Source organism: Clostridium sp. LY3-2 (assembly GCF_024705715.1).
In the GTDB taxonomy this organism is placed as follows: domain Bacteria; phylum Bacillota; class Clostridia; order Clostridiales; family Clostridiaceae; genus Clostridium.
The window spans coordinates 37095-63370 of record NZ_JAMDLQ010000010.1 but is presented as its reverse complement, the minus strand read 5'-3'; the positions used below and the strand labels follow the sequence as shown (position 1 = coordinate 63370).

At 28.0% G+C, this 26276-nt stretch carries 22 protein-coding genes and 1 pseudogene; 17 read left to right on the top strand and 6 right to left on the bottom strand.

What is annotated here, in order from left to right:
* Nucleotides 1–160: 160 nt before the first annotated feature.
* The 14 genes from M4I33_RS02395 to M4I33_RS02330 all read left to right on the top strand — a co-directional run bounded on the left by M4I33_RS02395 (nt 161) and on the right by M4I33_RS02330 (nt 15238).
* Nucleotides 161–868 (top strand): YveK family protein, encoded by a 708-nt coding sequence (locus M4I33_RS02395; protein WP_257915277.1) that lies wholly within the window; start codon nt 161–163, stop codon nt 866–868.
* 8 nt (nt 869–876) lie between these two features.
* On the top strand, nt 877–1527 hold the full coding sequence (locus tag M4I33_RS02390) for a CpsD/CapB family tyrosine-protein kinase (protein WP_257915276.1): 651 nt from the start codon (nt 877–879) through the stop codon (nt 1525–1527).
* A gap of 10 nt (nt 1528–1537) precedes the next feature.
* A complete protein-coding gene (locus M4I33_RS02385; RefSeq protein WP_257915275.1) occupies nt 1538–2299 on the top strand; it encodes a tyrosine-protein phosphatase in 762 nt (253 codons plus the stop codon).
* Nucleotides 2300–2317: 18 nt separating this feature from the next.
* Complete coding sequence (locus tag M4I33_RS02380; RefSeq protein WP_257915274.1) at nt 2318–4195, top strand: nucleoside-diphosphate sugar epimerase/dehydratase; 1878 nt, start codon at nt 2318–2320, stop codon at nt 4193–4195.
* A 12-nt stretch (nt 4196–4207) separates the two neighbouring features.
* Complete coding sequence (locus tag M4I33_RS02375; RefSeq protein WP_257915273.1) at nt 4208–5350, top strand: DegT/DnrJ/EryC1/StrS aminotransferase family protein; 1143 nt, start codon at nt 4208–4210, stop codon at nt 5348–5350.
* Between the two features lie 6 nt (nt 5351–5356).
* Nucleotides 5357–5956 (top strand): sugar transferase, encoded by a 600-nt coding sequence (locus M4I33_RS02370; RefSeq protein ID WP_257915272.1) that lies wholly within the window; start codon nt 5357–5359, stop codon nt 5954–5956.
* Nucleotides 5957–5965: 9 nt separating this feature from the next.
* Nucleotides 5966–6634, top strand: coding sequence for an acetyltransferase (locus M4I33_RS02365; RefSeq protein WP_257915271.1), 669 nt, complete (start codon nt 5966–5968; stop codon nt 6632–6634).
* Between the two features lie 24 nt (nt 6635–6658).
* Nucleotides 6659–7759, top strand: coding sequence for a glycosyltransferase family 4 protein (locus tag M4I33_RS02360; protein WP_257915270.1), 1101 nt, complete (start codon nt 6659–6661; stop codon nt 7757–7759).
* 130 nt (nt 7760–7889) lie between these two features.
* On the top strand, nt 7890–8969 hold the full coding sequence (locus M4I33_RS02355; protein ID WP_257915269.1) for a glycosyltransferase: 1080 nt from the start codon (nt 7890–7892) through the stop codon (nt 8967–8969).
* Between the two features lie 14 nt (nt 8970–8983).
* The gene (locus M4I33_RS02350) at nt 8984–10072 is read left to right on the top strand and encodes a glycosyltransferase family 4 protein (protein ID WP_257915268.1); all 1089 of its coding nucleotides are present in this window, start codon (nt 8984–8986) and stop codon (nt 10070–10072) included.
* Nucleotides 10065–11312 carry a hypothetical protein gene (locus M4I33_RS02345; protein ID WP_257915267.1) on the top strand — a complete coding sequence of 416 codons (1248 nt, stop codon included), beginning with the start codon at nt 10065–10067 and terminating at the stop codon, nt 11310–11312. Before M4I33_RS02350 ends, M4I33_RS02345 begins: the two co-directional genes overlap by 8 nt.
* A complete protein-coding gene (locus M4I33_RS02340) occupies nt 11309–12829 on the top strand; it encodes a lipopolysaccharide biosynthesis protein (protein WP_257915266.1) in 1521 nt (506 codons plus the stop codon). The genes M4I33_RS02345 and M4I33_RS02340 overlap by 4 nt, the downstream gene beginning before the upstream one ends.
* Nucleotides 12826–13971, top strand: a complete 1146-nt coding sequence (gene wecB / locus M4I33_RS02335) for a non-hydrolyzing UDP-N-acetylglucosamine 2-epimerase (RefSeq protein WP_257915265.1) — start codon at nt 12826–12828, stop codon at nt 13969–13971. The genes M4I33_RS02340 and wecB overlap by 4 nt, the downstream gene beginning before the upstream one ends.
* 322 nt (nt 13972–14293) lie before the next feature.
* A complete protein-coding gene (locus M4I33_RS02330) occupies nt 14294–15238 on the top strand; it encodes an LCP family protein (RefSeq protein ID WP_257915264.1) in 945 nt (314 codons plus the stop codon).
* A 38-nt stretch (nt 15239–15276) separates the two neighbouring features.
* On the opposite strand, the gene M4I33_RS02325 is transcribed toward M4I33_RS02330, so the two are convergent.
* The 3 genes from M4I33_RS02325 to brnQ form a co-directional block, all read right to left on the bottom strand.
* Nucleotides 15277–16281 (bottom strand): LCP family protein, encoded by a 1005-nt coding sequence (locus M4I33_RS02325; protein WP_257915263.1) that lies wholly within the window; start codon nt 16279–16281, stop codon nt 15277–15279.
* Between the two features lie 155 nt (nt 16282–16436).
* On the bottom strand, nt 16437–17345 hold the full coding sequence (locus M4I33_RS02320; protein WP_257915262.1) for an LCP family protein: 909 nt from the start codon (nt 17343–17345) through the stop codon (nt 16437–16439).
* A 77-nt stretch (nt 17346–17422) separates the two neighbouring features.
* Nucleotides 17423–18670 (bottom strand): branched-chain amino acid transport system II carrier protein, encoded by a 1248-nt coding sequence (gene brnQ / locus M4I33_RS02315; RefSeq protein WP_257915261.1) that lies wholly within the window; start codon nt 18668–18670, stop codon nt 17423–17425.
* Between the two features lie 305 nt (nt 18671–18975).
* On the opposite strand from brnQ, the gene galU reads away from it, so the two are divergent.
* Together galU and M4I33_RS02305 are read left to right on the top strand one after the other, a co-directional pair.
* Nucleotides 18976–19854 (top strand): UTP--glucose-1-phosphate uridylyltransferase GalU, encoded by an 879-nt coding sequence (galU, locus tag M4I33_RS02310; RefSeq protein WP_257915260.1) that lies wholly within the window; start codon nt 18976–18978, stop codon nt 19852–19854.
* A gap of 101 nt (nt 19855–19955) precedes the next feature.
* The gene (locus M4I33_RS02305) at nt 19956–22484 is read left to right on the top strand and encodes a YfhO family protein (protein WP_257915259.1); all 2529 of its coding nucleotides are present in this window, start codon (nt 19956–19958) and stop codon (nt 22482–22484) included.
* On the opposite strand, the gene M4I33_RS02300 is transcribed toward M4I33_RS02305, so the two are convergent.
* From M4I33_RS02300 to M4I33_RS02290, 3 genes and pseudogenes are all read right to left on the bottom strand, one after another.
* Nucleotides 22479–23537: an EAL domain-containing protein gene (locus tag M4I33_RS02300; RefSeq protein WP_374707687.1), complete on the bottom strand. Its 1059-nt coding sequence runs from the start codon at nt 23535–23537 to the stop codon at nt 22479–22481. The two genes, M4I33_RS02305 and M4I33_RS02300, sit on opposite strands and share 6 nt — an antisense overlap.
* Nucleotides 23538–23546: 9 nt before the next feature.
* Nucleotides 23547–23960: pseudogene (locus tag M4I33_RS02295) on the bottom strand (substrate-binding periplasmic protein); the annotation flags it as partial.
* Nucleotides 23961–23981: 21 nt separating this feature from the next.
* Entirely contained in the window at nt 23982–24107 is a 126-nt protein-coding gene (locus tag M4I33_RS02290) for a hypothetical protein (protein WP_257915258.1), read from the bottom strand.
* Between the two features lie 514 nt (nt 24108–24621).
* Here M4I33_RS02290 and M4I33_RS02285 point away from each other — a divergent pair.
* Entirely contained in the window at nt 24622–26265 is a 1644-nt protein-coding gene (locus M4I33_RS02285) for a peptide ABC transporter substrate-binding protein (RefSeq protein WP_257915256.1), read from the top strand.
* Nucleotides 26266–26276 lie beyond the last annotated feature (11 nt).

Here is a 26276-nt window from a genome sequence, read left to right as displayed (position 1 = left end):
TTGAAATATTTTAAAAATATAATAAAAATTATAGAAAAAATAAGAAATTTTATTTTTTTAATAGAAAAGACAAAAAGTTTTAAGAAAAACTTAAGTATTGATGTTAAAATTATTATTGGCTTTAATTGGTTTTGATTTAGTCAGAGATGGAGGAATTTTAATGAACGAAGAAAATATCAATATTAGCGAAATAATTGATTCCCTGAAAAAAAGGTGGAAGATGATAGTTTTAATAACTCTTCTTTTTACTTTAGCTTCAGGGTTAATCAGTTTCTTTGTAATCAAGCCTGAATACAAGGCTACGACGAAATTATTTATAGGAAAACAAGAAAGCAATAATCAAGATTATAATAGTAATGATGTAATGATGTATCAAAAGTTATTAAGTACTTATTCAGAGGTTATTAAAACTGATGATTTAATTTCTAAAGCCTTAACAAAATCTCATATAGATAGAGAGTCTAAAAAAGTTTTAGAAAAATTAGTAGTCACTCCTAGAGCTGACACTCAGATCTTAGAAATTTCATACGAAGATACAGACCCGTATACTGCAAAAAATGTAGTCACTTCAGTAACAGACGAATTTATAAAATATAGTAAGACTCTTATTAAAAATGGTAACGTTCAAATAATTCAAAAAGCTCAGGTTCCAGAAAAACCTGTTAGCCCTAATAAAGTGCTTAATATAGCTGTAGCGTTTATCGTAGGATTAATGTTAAGTATAGGATTAGCTTTAATTTTAGAATTTATGGATAATACTTTTAAAACAAAAGAAGAGTTAGAAAAAACTATAGGATTACCAGTTATAGGGGTAATTCCAGAACTAAGTGAAAAAGATATTAAAAGAATTAATAAAAAAAGAAGGTAGGGTAGAGTATGTTAATAGTTGAAGCACAACCAAAGTCAATCTCAGCAGAAAAATACAGAGTATTAAGAACTAACATTCAATACTCTTCTATAGATAAAGAAATAAGAAGGATAGTAGTAACTAGCGCAGAGCCAGGAGAAGGTAAATCTACTACAGCTGGAAACTTAGCCTTAGCTTTTTCTCAAGATAATAAAAAGGTTTTATTAATAGATTGCGATTTAAGAAAACCTAGTGTACATAAGAAGTTTAAGATTTCAAATAGTATGGGATTATCAGATGTAATTATTAATAGAGAAAAGATACAAGAAGCTATTCAAGAAAGAAATGAAAATTTAGATGTTCTTTCAGCAGGAAAGTTACCTCCAAACCCTTCAGAGCTTTTAGGGTCAGTAACTATGGATAAGCTTTTAGAATATTTTGAGACTATTTACGACGTAATAATACTAGATAGTCCTCCGCTTCACGCTGTTACTGACGCTCAGATTCTTTCAAAGAAATCTGACGGTTTAGTTCTAGTAGTAAGAGCTGAAAAGACTAAGAAAGATTCGGTACTAGCAGCGAAGGCGCTTTTAGAAAAAGTGAACGCACCGATTTTAGGAGTAGTATTAAACGGTGGAGAAAGCACTAAAGAAAAGTATTATTACTACTACGGACATTAAGGAGGAAGTTATGATAGATATTCATTCACACATCCTTCCAGGAATAGATGACGGAGCTAAGAAGTTATCAGACTCTTTAGAGATGATAAAGAGAAGCTTTAGTGAGGGAAGTACGCACTTAGTTGCGACTCCTCACTACAAAAAAGGACACTTTGAAGTTACATACGATGAAGTTAAAGAAATAGTAAAAGGGATAAATAAATTAATAGAAGAAGAAAACCTAAAGGGTAAGGTATACGCAGGGCAAGAGATTTATTTTACTGAAGAGTTATTAGAACTTTATAAAAAAGGTATTATAGGGACTATTAATAACAGTCGTTATATGCTTATAGAGTTCTCTATGAGTAAGATAGATAAACAAGAAGCTTTGGATTGTATGTACGAACTTAACCTTTTAGGAATAACACCTATAATAGCACATCCTGAAAGGTATAGAGACGTTATGAAAGATCCTAGTTTTCTTAATGACTTTATCGACGAAGGGTGTCTTTTTCAACTTAATGTCGGAAGTCTTAGGGGGGACTTCGGGAAGGAAGTTAAAAAAACCGCTGAAAGAATCGCAAAGCACAGAATATATAGCTTTGTAGGATCGGATGCACATAATAATATAAATAGAGTTACAGGGATTAAGGACGGTATAGAAGAATTAAATTCTATCTATAAAAATTATTGGAAGATACTTCAAAAGAATTCAATAGATTTAATAGAGAATTCAGAGATAGAATTTGAAGGAGAAATTATAAAGACTAAGAAAAAATTTATATTTTTCTAATTTAAGGGGACGGTGTTAATGGATAAAATAAGAAAAATTAGAGTGCCAATTTTAATAATAGCTGATATTATTTTTATAAACTTAGCTTTTATATTTGGGTTTATAGTAAGATTTGATTTTGATGTTCCTAAAGAATATATAGCTAGCTATTTCAAATTAGTACCTATTTTCACTATAATATATATAGTTTTTTTATATATATTTAAAATGTATAGAACTCTTTGGAGTAACGCGAGTATAGATGAGTTTGTTAAAGGACTATTTGCCTGTATTATAGCAGGGACTACAACCGTTATTTTAAATAATATATTATCAACTAGAATTCCAAACAGTATAGTGATTTTAAGTAGCGCTTTGATATATTTAATGGTAGTAGGTTTAAGATTATCTTATAGAATCTATAGAAGACTAGCTATATACGGAAGTGTAAAGGTTAAAAAGGCAAGTCAAAGGGTTTTAGTAATAGGGGCTGGAGCTTGCGGGCATATGGTTATAAATGAGATGTATAAAAACAAGCAGATTAATATGAGACCTGTTGCTATTATAGATGATGATAAAAATAAATTAGGAAAATTCCTGCAAGGGGTTGAAATTGTAGGCAATAAAAATGATATCGAAAATGTAGTTGAAGATTTAAATATAGATACTATAATTATTGCTATTTCTAGCACTTCAGCTAAAAACAAAAAAGAAATTATAGAAGAGTGTCAAAAGACTTCAGCAAATATAAAAATCATACCTGGAGTATATGAGATAATGGGAGGAAAAATCTCACTATCAAAAATGAGAGACGTAGATTTAAAAGATCTTTTAGGGAGAGAAGAAGTAGAACTTGATAAAATCGGAGTTTCTAGCTATTTAGAAGGCAAGACGGTATTAGTAACTGGAGGCGGAGGGTCTATAGGGTCTGAGCTTTGCAGACAGATAGCTAACTTTAAACCTAAGAAACTTTTAATATTAGATATCTACGAAAATAGTGCTTACGATATTCAAAACGAATTAAGAATGAATTATAAAGATCTAGATCTTTTTACAATAATAGCATCGGTTAGGGATAAAAAAAGAATAAGAAAAATATTTAAAGAATATAGCCCTGACGTAGTTTTCCACGCAGCGGCGCATAAACACGTTCCACTTATGGAAGATAACTCAGAGGAAGCTATTAAAAATAACGTTGTCGGTACGCTTAACGTTTGCGAAGTTTGTGATGAGTTTAATGTAGATAAATTCGTATTAATCTCAACAGATAAAGCAGTAAATCCTACAAATATTATGGGAGCGACTAAAAGGCTTTGTGAAATGATAGTACAAGCTATGAATAAAAAGAGCAAAACAGATTACGTTGCAGTAAGGTTTGGAAACGTACTAGTAAGTAACGGGTCAGTAATACCACTTTTTAAGAATCAAATAAAAAATGGAGGACCGGTAACTTTAACTCATAAAGAGATTATAAGATATTTTATGCTTATACCAGAAGCTGCGCAACTGGTGCTTCAAGCAGGAGCATTTGCAAAAGGTGGAGAAATATTTATTCTTGATATGGGAGAACCAGTTAAGATATATGATTTAGCAAAGAAGCTTATAAAACTATCAGGTTTTGAGCCAGAAGTAGATATTAAGATAGAAGTAACTGGGCTTAGGCCAGGTGAAAAGCTTTATGAAGAGCTCTTAATGAATGAAGAAGGATTAACTGAAACAGAGAATAATAAGATTTTTATAGGAGTACCTTCTGAATTTGATATAAATGAACTAAAGTTAAAAATAAATGATTTATTAAAAGTTGCAGTAAATGAAGACAAAGAATCTTTAAAAGTTAAAATGAAGGAAGTAGTTCCAACTTTTAAAGAGCCTGATGAGGCTAATTCAGAAAAAAAGATTGCAAGTTTAGCAATCTAAGGGGGAATCAAAATGGAAAAGAAAAGAATATTTCTAGCATCACCTCATATGGGTGGAATGGAAAAAGAATTTATACAAGAGGCTTTCGATACAAATTGGATAGCGCCTTTAGGACCAAATGTAAATAATTTTGAAAAAGAGGTTGCAGACTATGTAGGTGTTAAAGATGCTGCTGCATTAGCATCAGGAACTTCAGCTATTCATCTAGCACTTAAAGCAGTTGGAGTAGAGTCTGGGGATTATGTTTTTTGTTCTAGTTTAACATTTTCAGCTAGTTGCAATCCTATTATTTATGAAAAGGCAATACCAGTGTTTATAGATTCAGAAAAACAATCTTGGAATATGTCTCCGAAAGCTTTAGAAAAGGCATTTAAATGGGCAGAAGAAAATAATTGTATACCTAAAGCTGTAATAGTTGTACATTTATATGGACAAGCTGCAGATATGGATAAGATATGTGAAATTTGCAATAGGTATAATGTACCTATAATAGAAGATGCGGCTGAGAGCTTAGGAGCAACATATAAAGGAAAACAAACTGGAACTATAGGGTCTTATGGAATATATTCTTTTAATGGTAATAAAATCATTACTACATCTGGTGGTGGAATGCTAGTTTCAGATAATGTTGAGGGAATTGAAAAAGCAAGGTTTTGGGCAACTCAGGCTAGAGATAATAGACCTTACTATCACCATACAGAGTTAGGATACAACTATAGAATGAGTAATATTGTTGCGGGTATCGGTAGAGGTCAAATTAGAGTTTTAGATGAAAGAATAGCTAAAAAAAGAGAGATTTTTAATATCTATAAAGAAGCATTTAAAGATATAAATGATATAGAAATGATGCCGATAAGGGAGTATGGAGAAGCAAATTACTGGTTAAGTTGCATTACAATAAAGGAAACTTCAGTAGTTAAACCATCTGATATTATAAATGGGTTAGAAGATAACAATATTGAAGCAAGACATATATGGAAACCTATGCATTTACAACCTTTTTATAAAGAATATAAGTATTTTACGGATAACGGTGAGTCAGTTTCTAAAATAATTTTTGAAAGAGGGGTATGTTTACCATCTGATACAAAAATGGGAGTTAAAGATCAAGAAGAAGTAATAAAAATAGTGAAAAAAGTATTTAGTGAGGCTTAATAGAAGATGAAAATATTAAAAAGAGTATTTGATTTAAGTTTTGCAGTATGTGTTTTAATATTATTTTCTCCAATTTTTATCATAGTAGGGATATTAGTTAGAGTAAATTTAGGAAGCCCTATATTTTTTACACAAGAGAGAATTGGATACAAAAATAAGAAGTTTAAAATGTATAAATTTAGGACTATGAAAGATGCAAAAGATAAACACGGAAATTTGCTACCTGATAGAGATAGAATGACTAAGTTTGGTAAGATTCTAAGAAGTACTAGTTTAGATGAATTACCAGAATTTATAAATATACTAAAAGGTGAAATGAGCTTAGTAGGACCAAGACCTCTTTTAGTTGAATATTTACCTTTATATAACGATGAACAAATAAAAAGGCATGAAGTTTTACCAGGATTAACAGGATGGGCACAAGTTAATGGTAGAAATAGTTTGAGTTGGACTGAGAAGTTTAACTTAGATGTATGGTATGTAGAACATTGGAGTTTAAAGTTAGATCTTAAGATTTTCTTTTTAACAATATATAAGGTTTTGAAAAAGGACGGAATAAGTGAAGAAGGTCAAGTTACAATGACAAGATTTAATGGAATGAATTAGGAGAAAAAGATGATTGGAAATTTAAATAAAGAATGTATTTGTGAAGAACTAGTTATAATTGGTGCTGGTGGATTTGGTAGAGAGGTTTTATGGTTAATAGATGAGATAAATGAAAAACAAAAGAGATGGAAAGTGGTTGGATTCATTGATGAAAACAAATCATTACACGATAAATATATTAATGGGAAAATTGTCTTAGGTGGATTTGAATATTTAAAGTTAAATAAAAATGTAAAGTATGTTTGTGCTATAGGAAATGCTGATATTAGAAAAAATATAGTAAAAAGTTATTGTAGCGATTTAACGGCGGCGACTCTTATTCATCCTAAAATAAAAATATCAGAGTTCAATAAAATTGGAGAAGGAGCAATTATTTGTTCTGGAACAATATTAACTGTAAATATTAATATAGGAAGTCACTCAATAATAAATCTAGATTGTACAATTGGACATGATGTTGTTATGGAGGAATTTGTAACAGTATATCCGGGATGCAATATATCGGGAAATGTGCTTCTTGAAAGCGGATGTGAGATTGGAACAGGGACACAAATTATACAAGGAAAAACTGTTGGAAATAATTCTATAATTGGTGCAGGAAGTGTAGTTGTTAGAGATATTGCGAAGAATAAGGTAGCTGTAGGAATTCCAGCAAAAGAAATTAAGAGTATAGTATAGAATTATTCATAAAAAGGAGAAATTATGAAAAAAGTGTTATATATAACGACAGTTAGCAGAACCATTAATGCATTTTTAATACCTCATATAAAAATGCTAGTAAGCAATGGGTATAAAGTAGACTGTGCTTGTTGTATAGATAAAGAAATAAATAATGAATTAACTGATTTAGGGGTAGAAATTTTTGATTTACCTTTTTCAAGAAATCCTTTTAGCTATGGAAATTTAAAAGCGTTTAAGAAATTGATAAATATACAAAAAGAAAAAAAATATGATATAGTTCATGTTCATACTCCAGTAGCATCTATATATGGAAGAATGCTGAAATTAAAATTCAAAGGAATAAAAACTATTTATACAGCTCATGGATACCATTTTCTAAAAGGCGGATCAAAGATTGGATGGATAATATATTATCCTATTGAGAAAGTTATGGCAAAGTTAACTGATGTGACTATAAATATTAACATAGATGATTATGAGATAACTAAAAAAAGATTAAAACCAAAACAATGTTATTTAGTTCCAGGTGTTGGTATTAATCTAGAGGAATATAAACCTTTATCAGAAACTGAGAAAGTAAAGAAGAGAAAAGAACTTAAAATTAATGATGATGATTTTGTAATTATAATGATTGCTGAATTAAATAAAAATAAAAACCAAATTCAATTAGTTAATGCTATGGAGTTGCTAAAGGATAAATATCCCAATATCAAAGCTATATTAGTTGGTGAAGGTCAAAATAGAAATTTATTAGAAAAGGAAGTTGAGATTAAAGGTCTTCAAAATAATATTATATTTCTTGGATTTAGGAATGATGTGAATGAACTAATAAATATAGCAGATATAGGAGTGCTTCTATCCTATAGGGAAGGACTTCCTAGGAATTTGATGGAATTAATGGCTAATAATAAAAAAGTGATTGCAACTAAAATAAGAGGTTGCAAGGATATTATAACTAATAATAATATAGGTAGGTTGGTAGATATTAATGATTATATAGATACTGCTAACAAGATTGAGGAATTATATCTAGATAAAGAAAATAGCAATAATTTTGTAAAGTATTTAGAAAAATATGAAGAAAAAAATATTTGTAAAAAGTTAAAAGATATAATGAGATAATTTGGTATTCTTCGAAAAAGGATAATTTATTACTTAAAGTTAGTTAAATATATAGCAGATTTATGTATTATAAGAAAGAGAGATGAAGTTAGGTTTTTATTAAATTTTTTAATGTTATGGAGGAAAGACAATGGTTATTTTATTAAGATGTATAGATTTAAATATAGATCCAAGAGTTCAGAAGTATGTAGACTTCTATGAAAAAAAGAATATAAAGTATAAATTAATAGGGTGGAATAGATCTGTTGAAAAAGTATATAAAAAAAATACCGAATATTTTAATCTGCCAGCAGAATATGGAGGGGGAATAAAGAATTTATTTAAGAGGATTAAATGGACTATATTCATAATAAAAACATTAATCAAATACAAAGATAAATATAATACTATACATGCATGTGATTTTGATACTGCAATACCATCTATTTTCATGAAATTATATAATAAAAAGATTGTTTTTGATGTATTTGATTGGATTGATAATGATAGAAATCCAATTAAAAAAATTATCTTCCATTTACAAAAATTTACAGCTAAGCATTCAGATACTATTATACTATGCGATGAAAAGAGGAAAGAACAAATAGAAATTAACCATGACAATATAATTATACTTCCCAATATACCTCCAGAAATAAGGTTGAATGAATTTGATGAAAACTTAATTGTGAATACGAATAGCATAACAATATCATATGTTGGAATTTTTGATAGAAATAGAAATATAGAAGTTCTTTTGAGTGTTGTCTCAAAAAATAAAAATATAACTCTAAATATTGCTGGATTTGGGGCATTGGAGGAGTTGATAGTAAATTATTCTGAAAAAAATGAAAATATAAATTATTTTGGAAAAGTTGTTCATGAAAAAAGTTTAGAAATAATGAAAAAGTCAGATGTTATTTTTGCTATGTATTGTACAAATGTAAAAAATCACAAATATGCTGCACCTAACAAATATTATGAGGCCCTAATGCTAGGAAAAGCAATTATAACAACAAAAAACACGTTGGTTGGCAATAATGTTTTGGAAAATGAAGTAGGATTTGTAATAGGTGAAGATGAAAAAGATTTAGAAGAACTATTGAATTCAAAAGATTTAAAAGAGAATATTATAGTTTGTTCAGAGAATGCAAAAGTATGTTGGGAAGAAAAATATAAGAATTATGTTGATCAATTTATGAATAATGAATATTATAAAAATATTATTTAGGAAGGATAAATATTATGATTACACTACAACTTTTAGACTCTGTTGGATTAGGTGGAGTCGAAAAAATTGCATATTATATACATCAAAATAATTTAAGATTAAATAGTCAATCATATATTGCAATAAATAAAGATTACTATTATAAGTTTACTGACTATTATAACTTAAATGATAATAAAAATATTATATTGTTGGATTTTAGTTCTAGTGATGCAATTATTAAAAAAATAATTGCATATATAAAGGTTATAAATTATGTAAAACCAAATATAATACATACTCATGCAAGAAGAGAATGTATTTCTATATGTTTAATAAAAAAAATTTTTAGAAATATTAAGCACATCAGGACTCAGCATATGGAAGAGTTGGGCGGGAGAAAAAAAACATACGTTGAGAAAAAACTTTATAAGAATGGCGTTGATGAATGGATAGTCACATCTAATAAGTTATTGGAGGATTATTTGTTTAAATATGTAGGTAATATAAGAAATGCAAAAATTATATACAATGGGATAGAAAGCAATGCTAGTATAAAAAAAGAAAGTAAAAAATCTAATGTAGTAAACCTTGGATTTGTTGGAAGAATAACCAGGCAAAAGGGATTGGATATATTAATAAAAAACTTAAATAATCTAAATGATACGTACTTGAAAAAAATAAAGCTAGATATTTATGGTGATGGACCAGAATTAGAAACCTTGAAAGTATTAGTAAACGACGCAAAATTAAATAGGAATATAGAGTTTCATGGGTATACCAAATTGCCTTTAGAAAAAATAAGAGAATTTGATATATTAATTATGCCATCAAGATATGAAGGGGTTCCATTAGTCATGTTAGAGTCAATGTCTATAGGTGTTCCTGTAGCCATAAGTAATGTTGGTGGGGTATCAGAAATCATAGATACAGAAAATGATGGATGGATAATATATAATAATAAGTGGGATTCCTTTTTAAAAGATATAATAAATGGAAAATATGATATTGAGGAAATAGGTAAAAATTCAATTAGAAAATATAATAAGAGATTTACAAAAGATATAATGTGTGAAAATTATTATAAAGAATATGGTTTTATTATAGAAGGTAAATATGAATAAATTGCTATTAAAAATAACATGCACAACATTATTTTTATTTCCGTTTTTACCTTATATAAAAGAGTTTAATTTCTATTTAGGAAATGCTATAGAGTTTCTTTTATTATCATTTTTAATTATTATGAATATATGTACAAGTTTCAATACTATTAATAAGGTAGTATTTAAACAGATGATAATAATTTTATTTTTCATTTTATTTTTAATTCTTAATATTAAAAGTAATAATTTGAGTGATGGATTATCAGCATTAAGAATATATATTGAGCCATTTATAATAGGGCTATCATTCACTAATATATATAGTAAGTTTGGAAAGCTAGGAGTACTTAAGGTTATATCATCTATAATTTTGAGTGTGGTTATTATGTGTATACTAGGTATCATTCAATTTATATTTCCAGATATAATATTAAAAATAAGACCAAGTGGAATGTATAATATTTTGAGACCTAAAAGTGATTTTGTTTCGCTATCTATATATAATAGGGTTATGTCATTAATGAATGATCCTAATGTATATTCAGTGTTTTTAGTTGTTGTTTACCCTGTAATTGATTTATTTCAATATAGAGAAAACAAGAATTCAAAAAAGATCATTGTATATAAAGTATTGATAATATCAAATATAGTGCTAACTAATTCAAGACAAGGAATGATATTGATATTATTTTATATTTTATTAAGTAAAGTTTGTGAAAAAATAATTTCTAAGAATTCAGATATAACTTTAAGTATAAAGAATATATCTAAATATATTTTAGGTACTGTAATTTTAATAGTATCTATGCTCAATATTGATAAATTTATTAATTCAATTTTAAAGATGTTTAGGATAGATACTCTCCATAATCTTAATGGTAGAGAAGAGAAAAATGAATTTGTTAAAAGAATGTTATTTCATAATTCATGGACACATACATTTTTTGGTGGTGGATTAAATACTGGAAGAGATTTTATATTTGAGAATTCATTTAATTTAATAATATCCCAAGTTGGTATAATAGGTATTTTTGTTATGATTATAGCATATTTTTTGTTCTATATAACTTTTATACCAATAAACAAAAATTTAATAAAAAAAGAATATGTCTATATTTTAACATTTTTAATACTTATGTATTCAGGTGATTACATACTAATACCACAAGTTAGCATATACTTTTTTGTTGTTGTATTTTCGTTTGCAATATTTCAAAAGAGAGAAATAGAAATTAAAAACATGGAGAGCGCGATATGAGAACTAAAAATTCAATAAAGAATATTAGTTATGGACTAGTAGGGCAAGCAATGGCGATATTAATTAGTTTTTTTGCAAGAATAATATTTTTAAAGTACTTAAATGAACAATACTTGGGTATTAATGGATTATTTATGAATATAATAAATGTATTATCATTAGCAGAACTAGGAGTTGGGCCGGCAATAATATTTAGTTTATACGATCCTTTAGCTAAAAATAATAATGAAAAAGTTAAATCGTTAATGATGTTATACAAAAAGGTATATATAGTAATAGGAACAGTAATAGGAATATTAGGGATTTCTATAACACCATTTATAGGTTATTTTACAAAGGGTGTAAATGATATAAAAGATATACACTTGATATATATATTATTTGTACTAAATTCAGCTATAAGTTACTTTTATTCATATAAAAGATCATTATTGATAGCTGATCAAAAAAAGTATATAGCTACAATTTATAGATATACATTTTTTATAATGTTGAATATTTTTCAAGCGATTATTTTGATATTCACAAGAAATTATATACTATTTCTGATTTTACAGATAATTAGTACATTTTTAGAGAATTTATTTGTTGCTAGAGCAACAGATAAGCTTTTTCCATTTATTAACGATAAAAATTACACAAAAATTGATAATAAAACAAAAAATGTTATCATTAAAAATGTTAAAGCTATGATGATGCATAAGGTTGGTGGGATTGTAGTAGGTTCAACTGATAATATTATAATTTCAAAGTTTGTTGGGATAGCCTATGTTGGGCTATATTCTAACTATTTATTAATTATAAATGCACTTAATATAATAACAGGTGTCATATTTGACGCATTAACTGCAAGTGTTGGAAATTTAAATTCGTTAGAAACTGATGAGAAAGTAGAAGAAATATTCAATGTAATAAATTTTTTAGGAACATGGATATTTACTTTTGTATCTATTACATTATATATAATGATTAATCCATTTATAGAATTATGGATTGGAAGTAAATATTTGTTTAATAACAACATAGTACTAGTATTAATAATAAGTTTTTTTATAACGGGAATGAGAAAGTCAGTCTTGACATTTAGAGATGCTATAGGATTATATTGGTATGATAGATATAAAGCGATTTTCGAGGCTGTAATTAATTTAATATTATCAATAATTTTAGCACAAAAATTTGGTATTATTGGAGTATTTATTGGCACTATTATTAGTACGTTAACAACATGTTTTTGGGTAGAACCATATATTCTATATAAATATGGTTTTAATAAAAGTTCTAAAGGATATTTTCTAACATATATAAAATCAGTGATTGTAACAATAATAATAGGTATTGTTACATGGATGGCAACACAAAATATTGAAGGTAATATTTTAATTGTGTTTATTTTAAAATTAATTTTATGTTTGATAATACCAAATTTAATAATAGTTATTATATATAGAAAGTCAAAAGAGTTTAAGTATGTTTTAAAGACAGTTAACAATATTAAAATAAGGAGAAGTTTATGAGAAATGTAGTAGTTTTATCAGTATTTGGTACAAGACCTGAGGGGATAAAAATGTGTCCTTTAGTTAAAGCTTTAGAAAAGGATGAAAGATTTCAGTCAATAGTATGTGTTACAGCGCAACATAGAGAAATGTTAGATGCAGTTTTAGATATTTTTAAAGTAAAGCCAGATTTTGATTTAGATATAATGGCGCACGGACAGACTATAATAGATATCTCAACTAAAGTTTTAAGAGGAGTGGACGAAACTATAAAGGAATGCAAACCGGATATAGTATTAGTTCACGGAGACACTTCAACTACCTTAAACGGAGCACTTGCTGCATTTTATAACAAGGTTCCAGTAGGACACGTTGAAGCAGGACTTAGAACATATGATATATATTCACCATTCCCAGAAGAAGCTAATAGAAAATTAACAGGAGCAATAACAGAAATGCACTTTGCACCAACTAATACTAATAAAGCTAATCTTCTTAGAGAGGGAGTAGATGAAGAAAAGATAATAATAACTGGTAACACAGTTATAGATGCTCTTTTAAGTGTTATAGATGAAGATTTAAAATTCGAGCAAGAAGAATTAAACGATATAAACTACAAGAACAAAAAAGTAATTCTTTTAACAACACATAGAAGAGAAAACTGGGGAGAGCCTATGGAAAACATCTTTAAAGCTATGATAAGATTAGTTAAAGATAACGAAGATGTTGAAGTAATTTTCCCAATGCACAAAAATCCTTCAATAAGAGAATTAGCTCATAGATATTTCGATGAATATAAAGGAAGAGTTCATTTAATAGAGCCTTTAGAGTACGTAGAATTTGCAAACCTTATGGAAAGAGTATACTTAATAATGACAGATTCAGGTGGAATTCAAGAAGAAGCACCAACACTTGGGAAACCAGTAATGGTACTTAGAACTGAAACAGAAAGACCAGAAGCTGTAGAAGCAGGAACTATAAAGCTTGCAGGTGTAGAAGAAGATAATATCTACAACTTAGCAAAAGAGCTTATAGAAAATAAGGAAGAGTACGAAAAAATGGCTCACTCAGCAAACCCTTACGGAGATGGGAAAGCTTGTGAGAGAATATTAGATAGTATATTTAAGAAATTTAATTTCTATAATAAAAGTAATCTCAGATGATAATAAATTTTACACAATAAGTATTTTTTTATTTTGGAATAATAGGGTTACTAGTACGTTTTATTTAAAATAAAAAAATAGAAAATAAATTATGGACTCTGATTAAATTATGTTTTGGTGTATATGTTATAAAAGTTTTATCTTTAGTTTTTTCCAATAGAGCTTGTTATAGGTGAAAGTGCAGTTAATCTTAAACAAATAGTATGGATAAATTCGTTTGATAGTATAGATATATTTTTAAATACAATTGGAGGAGCTATAGGATATATCTTGTATGATAAGCATATACGAGGGATGTTATAAATAGAAGGGATGAAATTCTATGAAAAGTAGTAAACGTAAACTAAAAATTGTTATCATAAGTATTATAGGTATACTTGTTCTTGCTTTAGGTGGAGGATATATGTATATCAATTCAAAACTAAATAAAATGGAAAAGGTTGAGATAAATAATGACAATTTATCTATAGATCAGAGTATTGAAAATAACAAAGAAAAGTCAAAAATAAAGAATATTGCTTTATTTGGGATAGATGCACCTCAAGGAAAAGTCGGAAGATCAGATGCGGTTATGGTACTTACTATTGATGAAAAAAATAAAAAATTAAAATTAACATCAATAATGAGAGATTCATATGTTAATATTCCAGGGCATGGTGATGATAAATTAACTCATGCTTATGCATTTGGAGGGCCAGAGTTAGCTATTAAAACTCTTAACGAGAATTATAAACTTAATATTAAAGATTTTATGGCAGTTAACTTTACATCTATGCCTGAAATAATTGATAAATTAGGTGGAGTAGAGATAGAAATCACAAAAGAAGAAATACCTCATATTCCAGGAGTAACTCATCCGGGAAAACAAAACTTAAATGGAGCAGAGGCACTTGCATATTCTCGTATAAGGCATGCAGCAGGTGGAGATTATCAAAGAACTAACAGGCAAAGAACAGTCTTAGATGCTATATTTAATAAGGTTAAAAATACAAGCATAACAGAAATACCAGGGTTTATAGATAGCTTCTTACCTTACGTAAAGACTAATATGTCAAGTTCTGAATTAATAGGACTTGCTACTGATGTAATTCCTTTAATGAGTAACGGATTAGAGTCAGCTAGATTCCCTTTAAATGGTTATTGTGAAGGAAAGATGATAAACAAGGTTTGGTATCTTGTCTTTGATAGAAAGGCTACTTTAAATCAGATTCAAGATTATATTTATGAAAATAAACCATTACCAGAACATAGTAATGATAATACTTAAATAAAATAAAAAATGCATCTCTTTCGAGATGCATTTTTTTAGTTTTCAAATATGAATTTGTGCATATTATTAGTTACAGCTTCTTTGTTGATTACTTGATAGTAAACTCCTTTAATCATTTCACCGTGTCCGTTTTCGTCATTCGGGAACATCTTTTGTTCCATAGTGCTAACGTTCATTCCTAATATATCAGTTCCTATCCCTAAAAGCTCTGTAGAAGACATATTAGTATCTACTAAAGGTAGTAGTTCACTTAAAAGTCCAGGAAGCTTAGTAGGAGATGTTTTTATAAGTTTTGAGAATAATGCTTCTAAAACAGTTCTTTGTCTTGAAGTTCTCATTTGATCTCCACCGTCGTATCTAATTCTTGAATAAGCAGTAGCTTGAGTACCATCTAAGTTTTGCATACCAGTACTACTTATATGAGATGAATTAGTTTTATTATAAGCATTAAGATTATCTATATAACCATTAATATATTTAAGATCTCCGTTAGTTATGTTTATATCTACTCCACCAAGTTCATTTATAATCTTTGGCATTGAACTAAAGTTTACAGTGACAAACTTATCTATATTTAAATCAAAGTTAGTATTTAAAGTGTTTATAGCAAGTTCTGGTCCGCCGTAAGCGTAAGCGTGAGTAAGTTTAGTTTTACCGTGACCTTTAACGTCTACGTAACTATCTCTCATAAGAGAAGAAAGCTTAAGCTTATTATGCTTTTTATCTATAGTTAAGATCATTACAGCATCAGAACGCCCAGGCTCGCCTTGAGGAGCATCAACTCCAAATAAACCTATATTAATAAAATCTTTTGTATCATATTTTTGATTTAAATCAGAATTTATTCCTAAGTTTTCTTTATTTAAATCAATCTTATTAGTTTTACTTAAAAGGTAGAAAGCATATCCTCCACCTGCAACTATAATAGCTATAAGTGCTATTAAAACTCCTAATAAAACTTTTTTAGTAGTTGACATCTTTCTTTTAGGCTTCTTGTTTGCAGATCTTTTATTTGAAGTATCTACGTTAGAATCTCTCATAATTTGTCCTCCTTAAAATTACTCTAAGTAATATTTTAACATTTTAAAAGGATTAATATATTTCTAAAAAATTAAATCCTTTAATATTTTAACAGTTTTCATAATAGAATTTGTTTCTAAAATGAAAACAATAGATTTCATTTTAGAAACAGAAATTATTCGTATATAAATTCGTGAATTTCTTTAGTTTCTTCTTTTATATTAAAAGTTTGATAAGAAACTCCTTTAATCATTTCACCTTTTCTGTGAGTATCACAAGGAAATCTTTTTTCAGAAATTTTAGTGGTTTTGAAACCTAAAACATCTGTACCTAAAGACATAAATTCAGTAGGTGAAATATTCGTATCTACTAAAGGAAGCAGAGTATCTAAAAGGCTAGGGATTTTAGTAGGTGAAGTTGATACAAGTTTATCAAAAACATCCTCTAAAACGTTACGTTGCCTTTGAGTTCTCATTTGATCTCCTCCGTCATAACGGATTCTAGAATAAGCTAAAGCTTCAGCTCCGTTTAGAGTCTGAGTTCCTGAGTGAGTAACTCCTGGTATATATTTAATCTCAGCTTCAGTTATATTTACTGTAATACCGCCTAGTGCATCTATTATCTTAGGAAGTGTAGTGAAATTAACTGTCATAAATCTACTTATATTTAAATCAAAGTTTTGATTTAAAGTATTCATAGCGAGTTCAGCGCCCCCGAAAGCATAAGCGTGAGTTATCTTATCTTTTCCGTAACCTTCGATATTAACGTAAGAATCTCTCATAATAGAAGAAAGCTTAAGCTTTTTGTTAGTTTCGTCTATTGAAAGAATCATTATAGCATCAGACCTTCCACGAACCCCTTCAGGTGCATCTATTCCAAATAGTGCTATATTTGTAACTTCAGAGTTAGTGTTTTGCTCTAAAGAAGTGTTGATACTTAATTTACTTTCGTCTATTTCGATTTTGTTTGGCTTATTTAAAAGGTAATAAAGGTATGAAAATCCAGAAAGTAATAATAGAACTACGATACCGATTACTATAAGTGCAATTTTTTTCTTATTTAAAGCTTTAATATTTTTTCCCATAATTCCTCCATAAAAAATCAATCAATTCTATTTTATAACATAAAAAGGAAAAAAACTACGCTAAAGCGCAGTTTTTTCTATTTTTCACGGAAAATTATGTTTCCTATTATTATCGCTATTACAGTTGGGATAAGCCAAGCGAATCCAACACCGGCTAAAGGAATAAAGCTTAAATTTATGCTAGGGATTATTCCAAGTATTCCAAACACTAAAGAAGTATATACCCCAAGTCTTATAGCTTTTACGTTAGTTAATACTTTATCTAAAAGAGTAGTAAGTATTAAAGTTATAGCTACAGGGTAAAGTACGTTTAGTATAGGGCCTGAAATTCCTATTATGTTATCTACTCCAAGTCTTCCGATAAATACGCTTATAATTGCTATAACTACAGCGTTGATTTTGTATGGAAGTTTTCCTTTACTTAATTCTTCAAAGAATGCAGCACCTGCTGTTAAAAGTCCAACAGAAGTAGTAAGACAAGCTAGTCCCATTGCTATTCCGATTAGCGTAGGGCCGAAAGTGCCTAAAAGATTCTTTGATATAAGAAGTAATAATGCAGTTTTTGAGATGTCGTGTCCTATAGCACCTGCAGATTGTGCTCCTATATAAGTTAAACCACCGTATACAAAAGCTAGTCCTATAGCTGCAACTAAGCTTGCTTTTATAGTCATAGGGAACATCTTTTCTTTTCCGTAGCCTTTGTTTATAATATTTCCACTAACTATAGCTGCAAAAAGTAAGGCTGCAAGTGCGTCCATAGTTTGGTAGCCTTCAAGGAATGATGTTGAAAAAACGCTAGTTGCATCAGTAGAAACTACAGCTGCAGTAGGGCTTATTATTCCTCTTATAATAAGGAAAGCTAGTATTACAAATAATGCTGGAGTAAGGTACTTACCTATAGCATCGATTATTCCTGATTTACTAAATACAAAAATTAGATTTATAGCAAAATATATAATCATCCAAGTTAAAGGAGCTACGTTTGGGAAAAGTGGACTTATAGTAAGTTCGTAAGTTGTAGCTGCTGTTCTTGGAATTCCAAGCATAGGGCCTATAGCTATAAAAAGTAAAGTTGCAAATATAATTGCAAACTTTGGTCCGATTTTTGAAGCCATAGTTTCAAAAGTTCCGTCACCTTTAGTACAAGCGATTATTGCAAGTAGAGGTAAACCTACACCAGTTAGGATAAATCCTAACATAGCTATTAAATATTGATCTCCCACTAAATTACCAAGGTAAGGAGGGAAAATTAAGTTACCAGCGCCGAAGAACATTGCAAAAAGTGCAAAGCCAACTACTAGAAAATCTTTAGTACTTTTTTTCATTTTTAAAACCTTCTTTCAAATTCTGTCGTATCGATTGTATTATAAATTTTTAAATAAATTTCAATCATTTTTAATATATCAGTAATAATACCATTCAATTTTACACAAATCAACAATTAATACCTTTTATTTATAAAAAATATTAAATTGATAATATAAAGGGGGTTTAAATTTCAAATAGATAAAATAAAAATTATTGTTGAATCTAAGTAAACGTTGTATAAAAAATATGGATTTATGAGTAATTTTGTATGAAATATGGTATAATACTTATTACCTAATTAAAATACACAGGGGGTATAGAAATGAAAGTTAAAAAGGCGATAATACCAGCAGCTGGACTTGGAACTAGATTCCTTCCTGCGACAAAAGCACAGCCTAAAGAAATGCTTCCTATAGTTGACAAACCAACTATCCAATATATTATTGAAGAAGCTATCGCATCAGGAATTGAAGAAATTCTTATAATTACAGGAAGAAACAAAAAATGTATAGAGGACCACTTCGATAAATCTATCGAATTAGAGATGGAACTTGAAAAGTCAGGTAAAACTGAGCTTTTAGAAATAGTTAGAGATATCTCAGATATGGTCGATATTCACTACATAAGACAAAAACAACCTAAAGGTTTAGGTCACGCTATCCATTGTGCAAAGACTTTCGTTGGAAACGAACCATTTGCAGTACTTTTAGGAGACGATATAGTAGATTCAGAAAAACCTTGTTTAAGACAACTTATGGATTGCTATGATGAATACAAAACTTCAGTTTTAGGAGTTCAAACTGTTCCTGAAGATCAAGTATCTAAATACGGAATAGTTGATGGAATTCACATAGAAGACAGAGTTTACAAAGTAAAAGGTTTAGTTGAAAAACCTGCTGTTGAAGAATCTCCAAGTAACGTAGCTATCTTAGGAAGATATATTATAACTCCAAAGATATTTGAAATATTAGAAAACACAGACCCAGGTAAAGGTGGAGAGATCCAACTTACAGACGCGCTAGAAACTTTAATATCTCAAGAAGCTATGTATGCTTATAACTTCGAAGGAAGAAGATACGATGTTGGAGATAAGATGGGATTTATGGAAGCTACTATAGAATTCGGTCTTAAAAAAGAAGGATTGAGAGATAAACTTTTAGAGTATATAGAAAACAAAGAATACGAAAAAGTTCTAAAATAATAAAATCAAACGAGAAAATTTATAAGCACTAACGTTTAGTTAGTGCTTATTCTATGAGAAATATGAAAAATTAAATTAATAGTTCTTAAGGAGTTTAAATAGTGAAATTTATTGACAAAGTAAAATCAAATAAAACAAAGTTACTAGCTTTTTGTATACCTGTAACTGTAATGGTAATTGTTTATTATATAATTGGTATCTACCCTTTTGGAGAGAAAAGTCTACTAACACAGGATTTAGATGGACAGTATATTCAATATTTTGGGGCATATAAAGATGCTTTTTTAGGGGGGAAAAGCATCTTTTACACTTTTAGTAAGGCATTAGGAGGAAATATGATAGGGCTGTTTGCCTATTATCTAGCTAGTCCTTTGAATATAATTTTTTTGATATTTCCAAAGGAGAATTTTACAGAAGCAGTACTTTTATTAACTTTATTAAAAGTAGGATTATGTGGATTTACATTTAATTTTTATTTGCAATATAAGTTTAAAAGAAAAGGATTATATAATTTAATCTTTTCAACCACATATGCACTTATGACTTACAATATTGTGTATCAACAAAATATAATGTGGTTAGATGGAGTTATATTTTTACCACTAATTATGATAGGTATACTAAAGTTAGTTGAAAATAAAGGGTTAGTAATGTATATAGTTTTTTTAGGAATATCTATAATATCTAATTGGTACATAGGGTATATGCTATGTATTTTTTCATTAATATATTTTTTGTATGAGTTAGTTATTGTTAATTTTATAGATAATAAGGGGAAAATTAAATCTATTTTTAAATTTATAGGAAGTTCATTATTAGCTGTAGGATTATCAGCTTGGATATTAGTACCGTCAGCGATGTCGTTACAAAATGATAAAGGAAATTTTAATCTACAAGATTTAAAATTGAATTCAAATTTTGATATATTTGATATATTTTCAAAATATATTATAGGGTCTTACAACTTTAGAGAGATGGTTGATGGATTGCCAAATATATTTTGTGGGTTTTTAATATTAATACTAGTTATAGTTTATTTTTTCAATAATAAAATAAATAAAAAAGAAAAAATCGCATCAATGTGTTTGATTGGTATTTTTATATTATCATTTAACATAAGTACTTTTAATGTAATTTGGCATGGATTTAAATTTCCGTCATGGTTTACTTACAGATATGCTTTTTTATTTAGTGCAATTTTAATTATAATTGCATATAAGAGTTATATAAATTTAAATAATGATACTAATAGAAATATCATCAACTCAGCTATTTTTATACTGGTAATTATTCTAATTGTTGATAAATTTAATTATGACTATTTAAATGACTGGAGACAGGTATGGTTAAGTTGTTTATTTGTTATATTGTATAGCATTATTTTATTGAGTAAAAAGAATAGTATAAGAAAAACACTATTGATGGTTATAGTGTTTGAGTTAACACTTAATGCAACTATTTGTTTGAAAAGAGTAAATTATACTGAAAGAAGTAATTATAAAAATTATGTTTCTGCAATTAACCAAATTAAAAGTACTTTGGATGATGAGAGTAACATATACAGAACTGGGATAAAAGCCTATAGAAGCCCAAATGATTCAATGTTATTTGGAACAAACGGTATAAGCCACTTTAGTTCAACAGGTGAAAAATATATAAAAGATTTTATTGGATATATAGGGATGCGAAATCAATCAATAGCTACAGTATATTCGGGTGATACGCCTGTATCAAATTCATATTTGGGGATAAAAAATATTATAACAAGAGATGAAACAAAAATATATGAATATAAAACACAAAAAGATGGGTTAAAATTATATGAAAATAAATTCGCATTACCGTTAATATTTACAGCAGATAATGATTTAATTTATGTAAATTTAAATAGGGAAAACCCTATATTATTACAAAATAATATTTTAAAAGGTATTACAGGAAACGATGTCTTAGCATTTAGAAATATAAAGGCATGTAAGATAACTAAAAAAAATGCAGAAGAGAAAAATGGAAAATATAAAAAAATTAACATCAATGAAAATGCAAGTATTGAATTAGAATTTGATTTGAAAGAAAGAAAAGATATATTTACTTATTTAAATAAAAATATAGTAAATCAGGCTAAAATAATTATTGATGGAAAAGAATTGGATAGCTTTGAAGGTCTTGAGGGAAATTATATTTTAAATATCGGAAGTAAAGAAAAGTTCAATGTTCGCTTAGAATTAAAAAATGAAATGATGAATAAGGATATTTTTAGTGTATATTGGTTGAACATAGATGATTATGAAAATCAGATGGATAAAATTAAAAGTAATAATTTGAAAGTAATAAGAAATACTGGAGATTGTATTCAAGCAGAAATAAATGTTGAAAAAAATAGATTTATAGCATCTACAATACCATTTAGTGAAGAGTGGAAAGTAAAAATAGATGATATTAAGGTTAAACCTATGAAGATTCTAGATACGTTTATTGGTATAAAAGTAGAACCAGGATACCATAGAATAGAACTTATATATGTGCCAAAAGGACTTAAACTAGGAGTTATAGTTAGTATAATAAGTACTTTAGTGGTTATCTATATATCAATAAAATCAAGATTAAATAAAAAACCGACTGATTTATAGTCGGTTTTTTATTTCAAAGATAGCAAGAGAGTCTAAGGGTAGAGGTTTTGAATAATAATAACCTTGGATAAAAATCTTTTTATAATCTATATTTTTAATAAAGTTTCTTTGCTCTAAGTCTTCAATACCTTCGCAGACTATAGACTTTTCTGAAATCTCAGATACATCACAAATAAAATTTAAAATTTTCTGATTTAAAATAGATTCTGTTATATCATCCATAAAATATTTATCAAGTTTTACTATATTAGAATCAATTGAAGTTAAAAGGTTAAGGTTTGAATAATCTACTCCGAAATCATCTAAAGCTATTATATAGCCGGCTTCTTTTAATTTTAAAATAGACTTTTGTATCTTTTCTATATCTGTAGTTTTGAATTTTTCTACGATTTCAAGACATATAGTCTTTTTAATAAATCTTTTTTCTTTGCTTATTTCTATAAGTCTTTTTACAAACTCTTCGTTTTCTATTTCTATAAAAGATATATTTACAGAGATATAGAATTTCTTTTCTTCAAAGCTTTTAAAAGTTTTAATTATGTTATAGTCATGGATTGCATTATTAACTAACCAAATAGAAAGTTCAAAAAACATACTATATTTCTCAAAATCTTTTATAAAAAGGTTAGGAGTTAATATCTTATCTTCTGCGACCTTCCTAAGTAAAGATTCTATTCCTACTATTTTGTTGTGTTTAGGATCTATTATCGGCTGATAGAAAGTAATATATCTTCGATTAAGTAAATCTTCAGATATCTGTTTTCTATTTTTGTTATATCTTCTTTTAGCTTTTAGTTTCTTTATAAAAATATAATTGATAAATATCAAAAGCAGTATAAATAGAGAAATTATAATTACATTCTTTCTAACGGTTTTTTGAAAATACTTATTGAAGTACTTATTATATAAATTAGATTGGGATTCATTTTTTAAAAGAACGGTATCTATTTTATCTATTAAAGCTGCATCCTTTTTAGGGGCTACTATATAAACAGGTCCACAGGAGAATTTATAGAAACTATTAAATTTTTCTTTTTCTAGATTGCTAGATATAGTTGATACTATAAAATCTACTTTCTTTTCTCTTAAAGCCGTTTCAGTTTCTTTATATGAATCACAATTTACTAAATCAACTGGTATATTCTTTTCTTTTAATATTTTTAAGAGATAGTCATTATTAGACTCTCCTTTTATATAACCAAACTTTAAACCTTTTAAACTTTGTAAGTCACTACTTTTTATATCTTTATTTGTATATATAGCATAATCTTCGTTTGCAATATAGTGATTAGTGAATGCGAAATATTTTTCACGTTCAGGAGTTTTATTTAATCCAAATAATAAATCAATATCACCATTTTTTAAATCTTTTAGAGCATCATCAATCGGTACATTTACATATTCGTAATTCATACCTAATTCTTTTGATATGTACTTAAGTAATTCATCATAATATCCAGTAGGGTTCTTATTTTTATCATAATAATAATAAGAACCCTACTCATAAAATCCTACTTTAATAACTTTATTTTCTTCATCTGCGTTGCAGCTTAATGGAATTAATAGAGATAATGATATTGATAAAAATAATATCTTATAGAATCTACATAATTTCTTATTCATACAATACCCCCTTATACAGATATAATTATACTAACAAAAATAGATAGAAATTAAAAACTGATTAAAATTAACAGTTATTAAACAAATTATTTATAGAGAAAATAGATAAGATACTACTATAAGGTTCAAAATCTAAACAAAATTTATTCACAGTTAGTTCATTAAAATGTAAAAAAGAGTAAAAACGAGAGAGGTAGCCTCGGTGGAAGAAATGTAAAATATAGTATTTGAAGAAGAGTGTTGCATATGCAACTAATTAAAAATATTCTTTCATAAATTATATTCAATATATTAGTTAAAGTCAGTAAAATCAATAAAACTGGCTTTTTTTTATTTCCCAAAATTTTAGAAAAATGAATGAAAAAAATCACGAACGATGTCTAAGTTTTCATTTCATAAACATATGTATTTTTCTCAAAAACAAAGAAGGAGATTTGTACTGGAAAATTTGCAGAATGTAAATAATTTTTTTACCCAAAATTTGATAGAATTATAAAAAAGGGGGAGTTAAGAAATGAAACTTAAAAAAATAGCATCTTTCTTTTTGATTGGAACTATATCAGTTCTAACATTTACAGGATGCGGTGATTCAAAACAAGACTTATCAAAAAAAGACAGTTTAGTAATGACAACAGGGGCAGTTAGGACTTTAGATTCCGTTAAAGCTTCTGATAGTGAATCTTTTAATATGATTCAAAACACGCAAGAGACTCTACTTGTTTACAACCATGATAAGCCTTATCCAGGGGCAGCTAAGAGTTTTGATGTAAGTAAAGACGGTTTAACATATACCTTCCACTTAAGAGACGGTCTTAAATGGAGTGATGGAAAACCTCTAACTTCAGAAGATTTTAAGTATTCATGGATGAGATTATTAAATCCAGATGTTGGGGCAAGTTATGCATTCTTCTTATTCCCTGTAGTAAATGCGGAAAAATATTACACAGGAAAAGGAAATGCAAAAGATGTTGGTATAAGCACACCAGATAAAAATACTCTTGTTGTTAAATTAGAACACAGAGTTCCATATTTTGATCAGGTAGTAGCTTTTTCAGCGTTATCTCCTCAAAGAGAGGATATAGTTAAAAAGTTTGGAGAAGAGTACGGAACTAAACCTGAAAAATTAGTTTATAGTGGACCTTATGTTGTTAAGGAATGGAAAAAAGGAGCTAAGGTTGAATTACAAAAGAATCCAAACTATTGGAATGCTAATGAAATTAAAGTTCCAACTATAAGATTAATGGAAATAAAAGAATTTAATACTAAGTATCAAATGTTTGCAAATGATCAACTAGACGTAATAGAAGGCGGTACTGGTGATTACATAAACAAACTTAAAGAAGGAGAAAAAGAAGGAAAGTGGAAGATTGATTACTCTGCTATGCCTAGTATCTTCTTTACAAAATATAACGTAAAAAGTGAAAATAAAGCTCTAGCAAACTCTAAAGTAAGACTAGCACTTTCTTTAGCAGTAGATAGAAAAGGCTTTACAGATATGATTATAAAAACTTGTATACCAGCTTATGGATTCGTTCCACCTGGAATACTTGAAGGTGATTTAGATTACAGAAAAGAAGTAAAACAGCCTTTAAATGAAATTAAATTTAAAGACCCTAAAGATTTATTAATAGAAGGGTTAAAAGAAGAAGGTTTAGATCAAGATCCTTCAAAATATACTTTTAAATACTTACTTCAAGGAAGTACAGCAGGAACTAAAACTCAAGCTGAATTTATGAAAGATGTTTGGGAAAAGAAATTAGGAATTCATATAGAAATTGTTCCTACAGCAGATTTCTCAGATTATCTTCAAAAAGAAAATAATGGAGAATATGATTTAGCTTTTTCAGGTTGGTCTGGGGACTATAACTCTCCTTTAACTTTCTTAGATTTATTTATGAAAGGTAACGGAAGTAATACTGGAGGATACAATAATAAGAAAGTTAATGAGCTTCTTAAAAAGTTGAATAATGAAGGAGATCAAAAGAAAAGAATTGAGATTTGTAAAGAAATTGAGCTTGAAGAGGTAGTTAAAGATCCAGCAATGGCACCAATCTATTATCAAGATATGAACTCTTTCCAAAAGAATTATGTAGAAGGATTACAGTTTACAAAGTTTGGTGGAAGATACCAATTACGCTGGGTAAGTATTAAAAAGTAAGGGGAGAAGAA

Bases quoted from the DNA above. Each gene is read 5' to 3' on its own strand.
- M4I33_RS02395 (WP_257915277.1), top strand. From the start codon at position 161: ATGAACGAAGAAAATATCAATATTAGCGAAATAATTGATTCCCTGAAA.
- M4I33_RS02390 (WP_257915276.1), top strand. From the start codon at position 877: ATGTTAATAGTTGAAGCACAACCAAAGTCAATCTCAGCAGAAAAATAC.
- brnQ (WP_257915261.1), bottom strand. From the start codon at position 18,670: ATGAAAAAAAGTACTAAAGATTTTCTAGTAGTTGGCTTTGCACTTTTT.
- M4I33_RS02365 (WP_257915271.1), top strand. From the start codon at position 5,966: ATGATTGGAAATTTAAATAAAGAATGTATTTGTGAAGAACTAGTTATA.
- M4I33_RS02370 (WP_257915272.1), top strand. From the start codon at position 5,357: ATGAAAATATTAAAAAGAGTATTTGATTTAAGTTTTGCAGTATGTGTT.
- M4I33_RS02350 (WP_257915268.1), top strand. From the start codon at position 8,984: ATGATTACACTACAACTTTTAGACTCTGTTGGATTAGGTGGAGTCGAA.
- M4I33_RS02340 (WP_257915266.1), top strand. From the start codon at position 11,309: ATGAGAACTAAAAATTCAATAAAGAATATTAGTTATGGACTAGTAGGG.
- M4I33_RS02345 (WP_257915267.1), top strand. From the start codon at position 10,065: ATGAATAAATTGCTATTAAAAATAACATGCACAACATTATTTTTATTT.
- M4I33_RS02285 (WP_257915256.1), top strand. From the start codon at position 24,622: ATGAAACTTAAAAAAATAGCATCTTTCTTTTTGATTGGAACTATATCA.
- M4I33_RS02380 (WP_257915274.1), top strand. From the start codon at position 2,318: ATGGATAAAATAAGAAAAATTAGAGTGCCAATTTTAATAATAGCTGAT.
- M4I33_RS02320 (WP_257915262.1), bottom strand. From the start codon at position 17,345: ATGGGAAAAAATATTAAAGCTTTAAATAAGAAAAAAATTGCACTTATA.
- M4I33_RS02330 (WP_257915264.1), top strand. From the start codon at position 14,294: ATGAAAAGTAGTAAACGTAAACTAAAAATTGTTATCATAAGTATTATA.
- M4I33_RS02325 (WP_257915263.1), bottom strand. From the start codon at position 16,281: ATGAGAGATTCTAACGTAGATACTTCAAATAAAAGATCTGCAAACAAG.
- wecB (WP_257915265.1), top strand. From the start codon at position 12,826: ATGAGAAATGTAGTAGTTTTATCAGTATTTGGTACAAGACCTGAGGGG.
- M4I33_RS02385 (WP_257915275.1), top strand. From the start codon at position 1,538: ATGATAGATATTCATTCACACATCCTTCCAGGAATAGATGACGGAGCT.
- M4I33_RS02375 (WP_257915273.1), top strand. From the start codon at position 4,208: ATGGAAAAGAAAAGAATATTTCTAGCATCACCTCATATGGGTGGAATG.
- M4I33_RS02355 (WP_257915269.1), top strand. From the start codon at position 7,890: ATGGTTATTTTATTAAGATGTATAGATTTAAATATAGATCCAAGAGTT.
- M4I33_RS02290 (WP_257915258.1), bottom strand. From the start codon at position 24,107: ATGAATAAGAAATTATGTAGATTCTATAAGATATTATTTTTATCAATA.
- M4I33_RS02360 (WP_257915270.1), top strand. From the start codon at position 6,659: ATGAAAAAAGTGTTATATATAACGACAGTTAGCAGAACCATTAATGCA.
- galU (WP_257915260.1), top strand. From the start codon at position 18,976: ATGAAAGTTAAAAAGGCGATAATACCAGCAGCTGGACTTGGAACTAGA.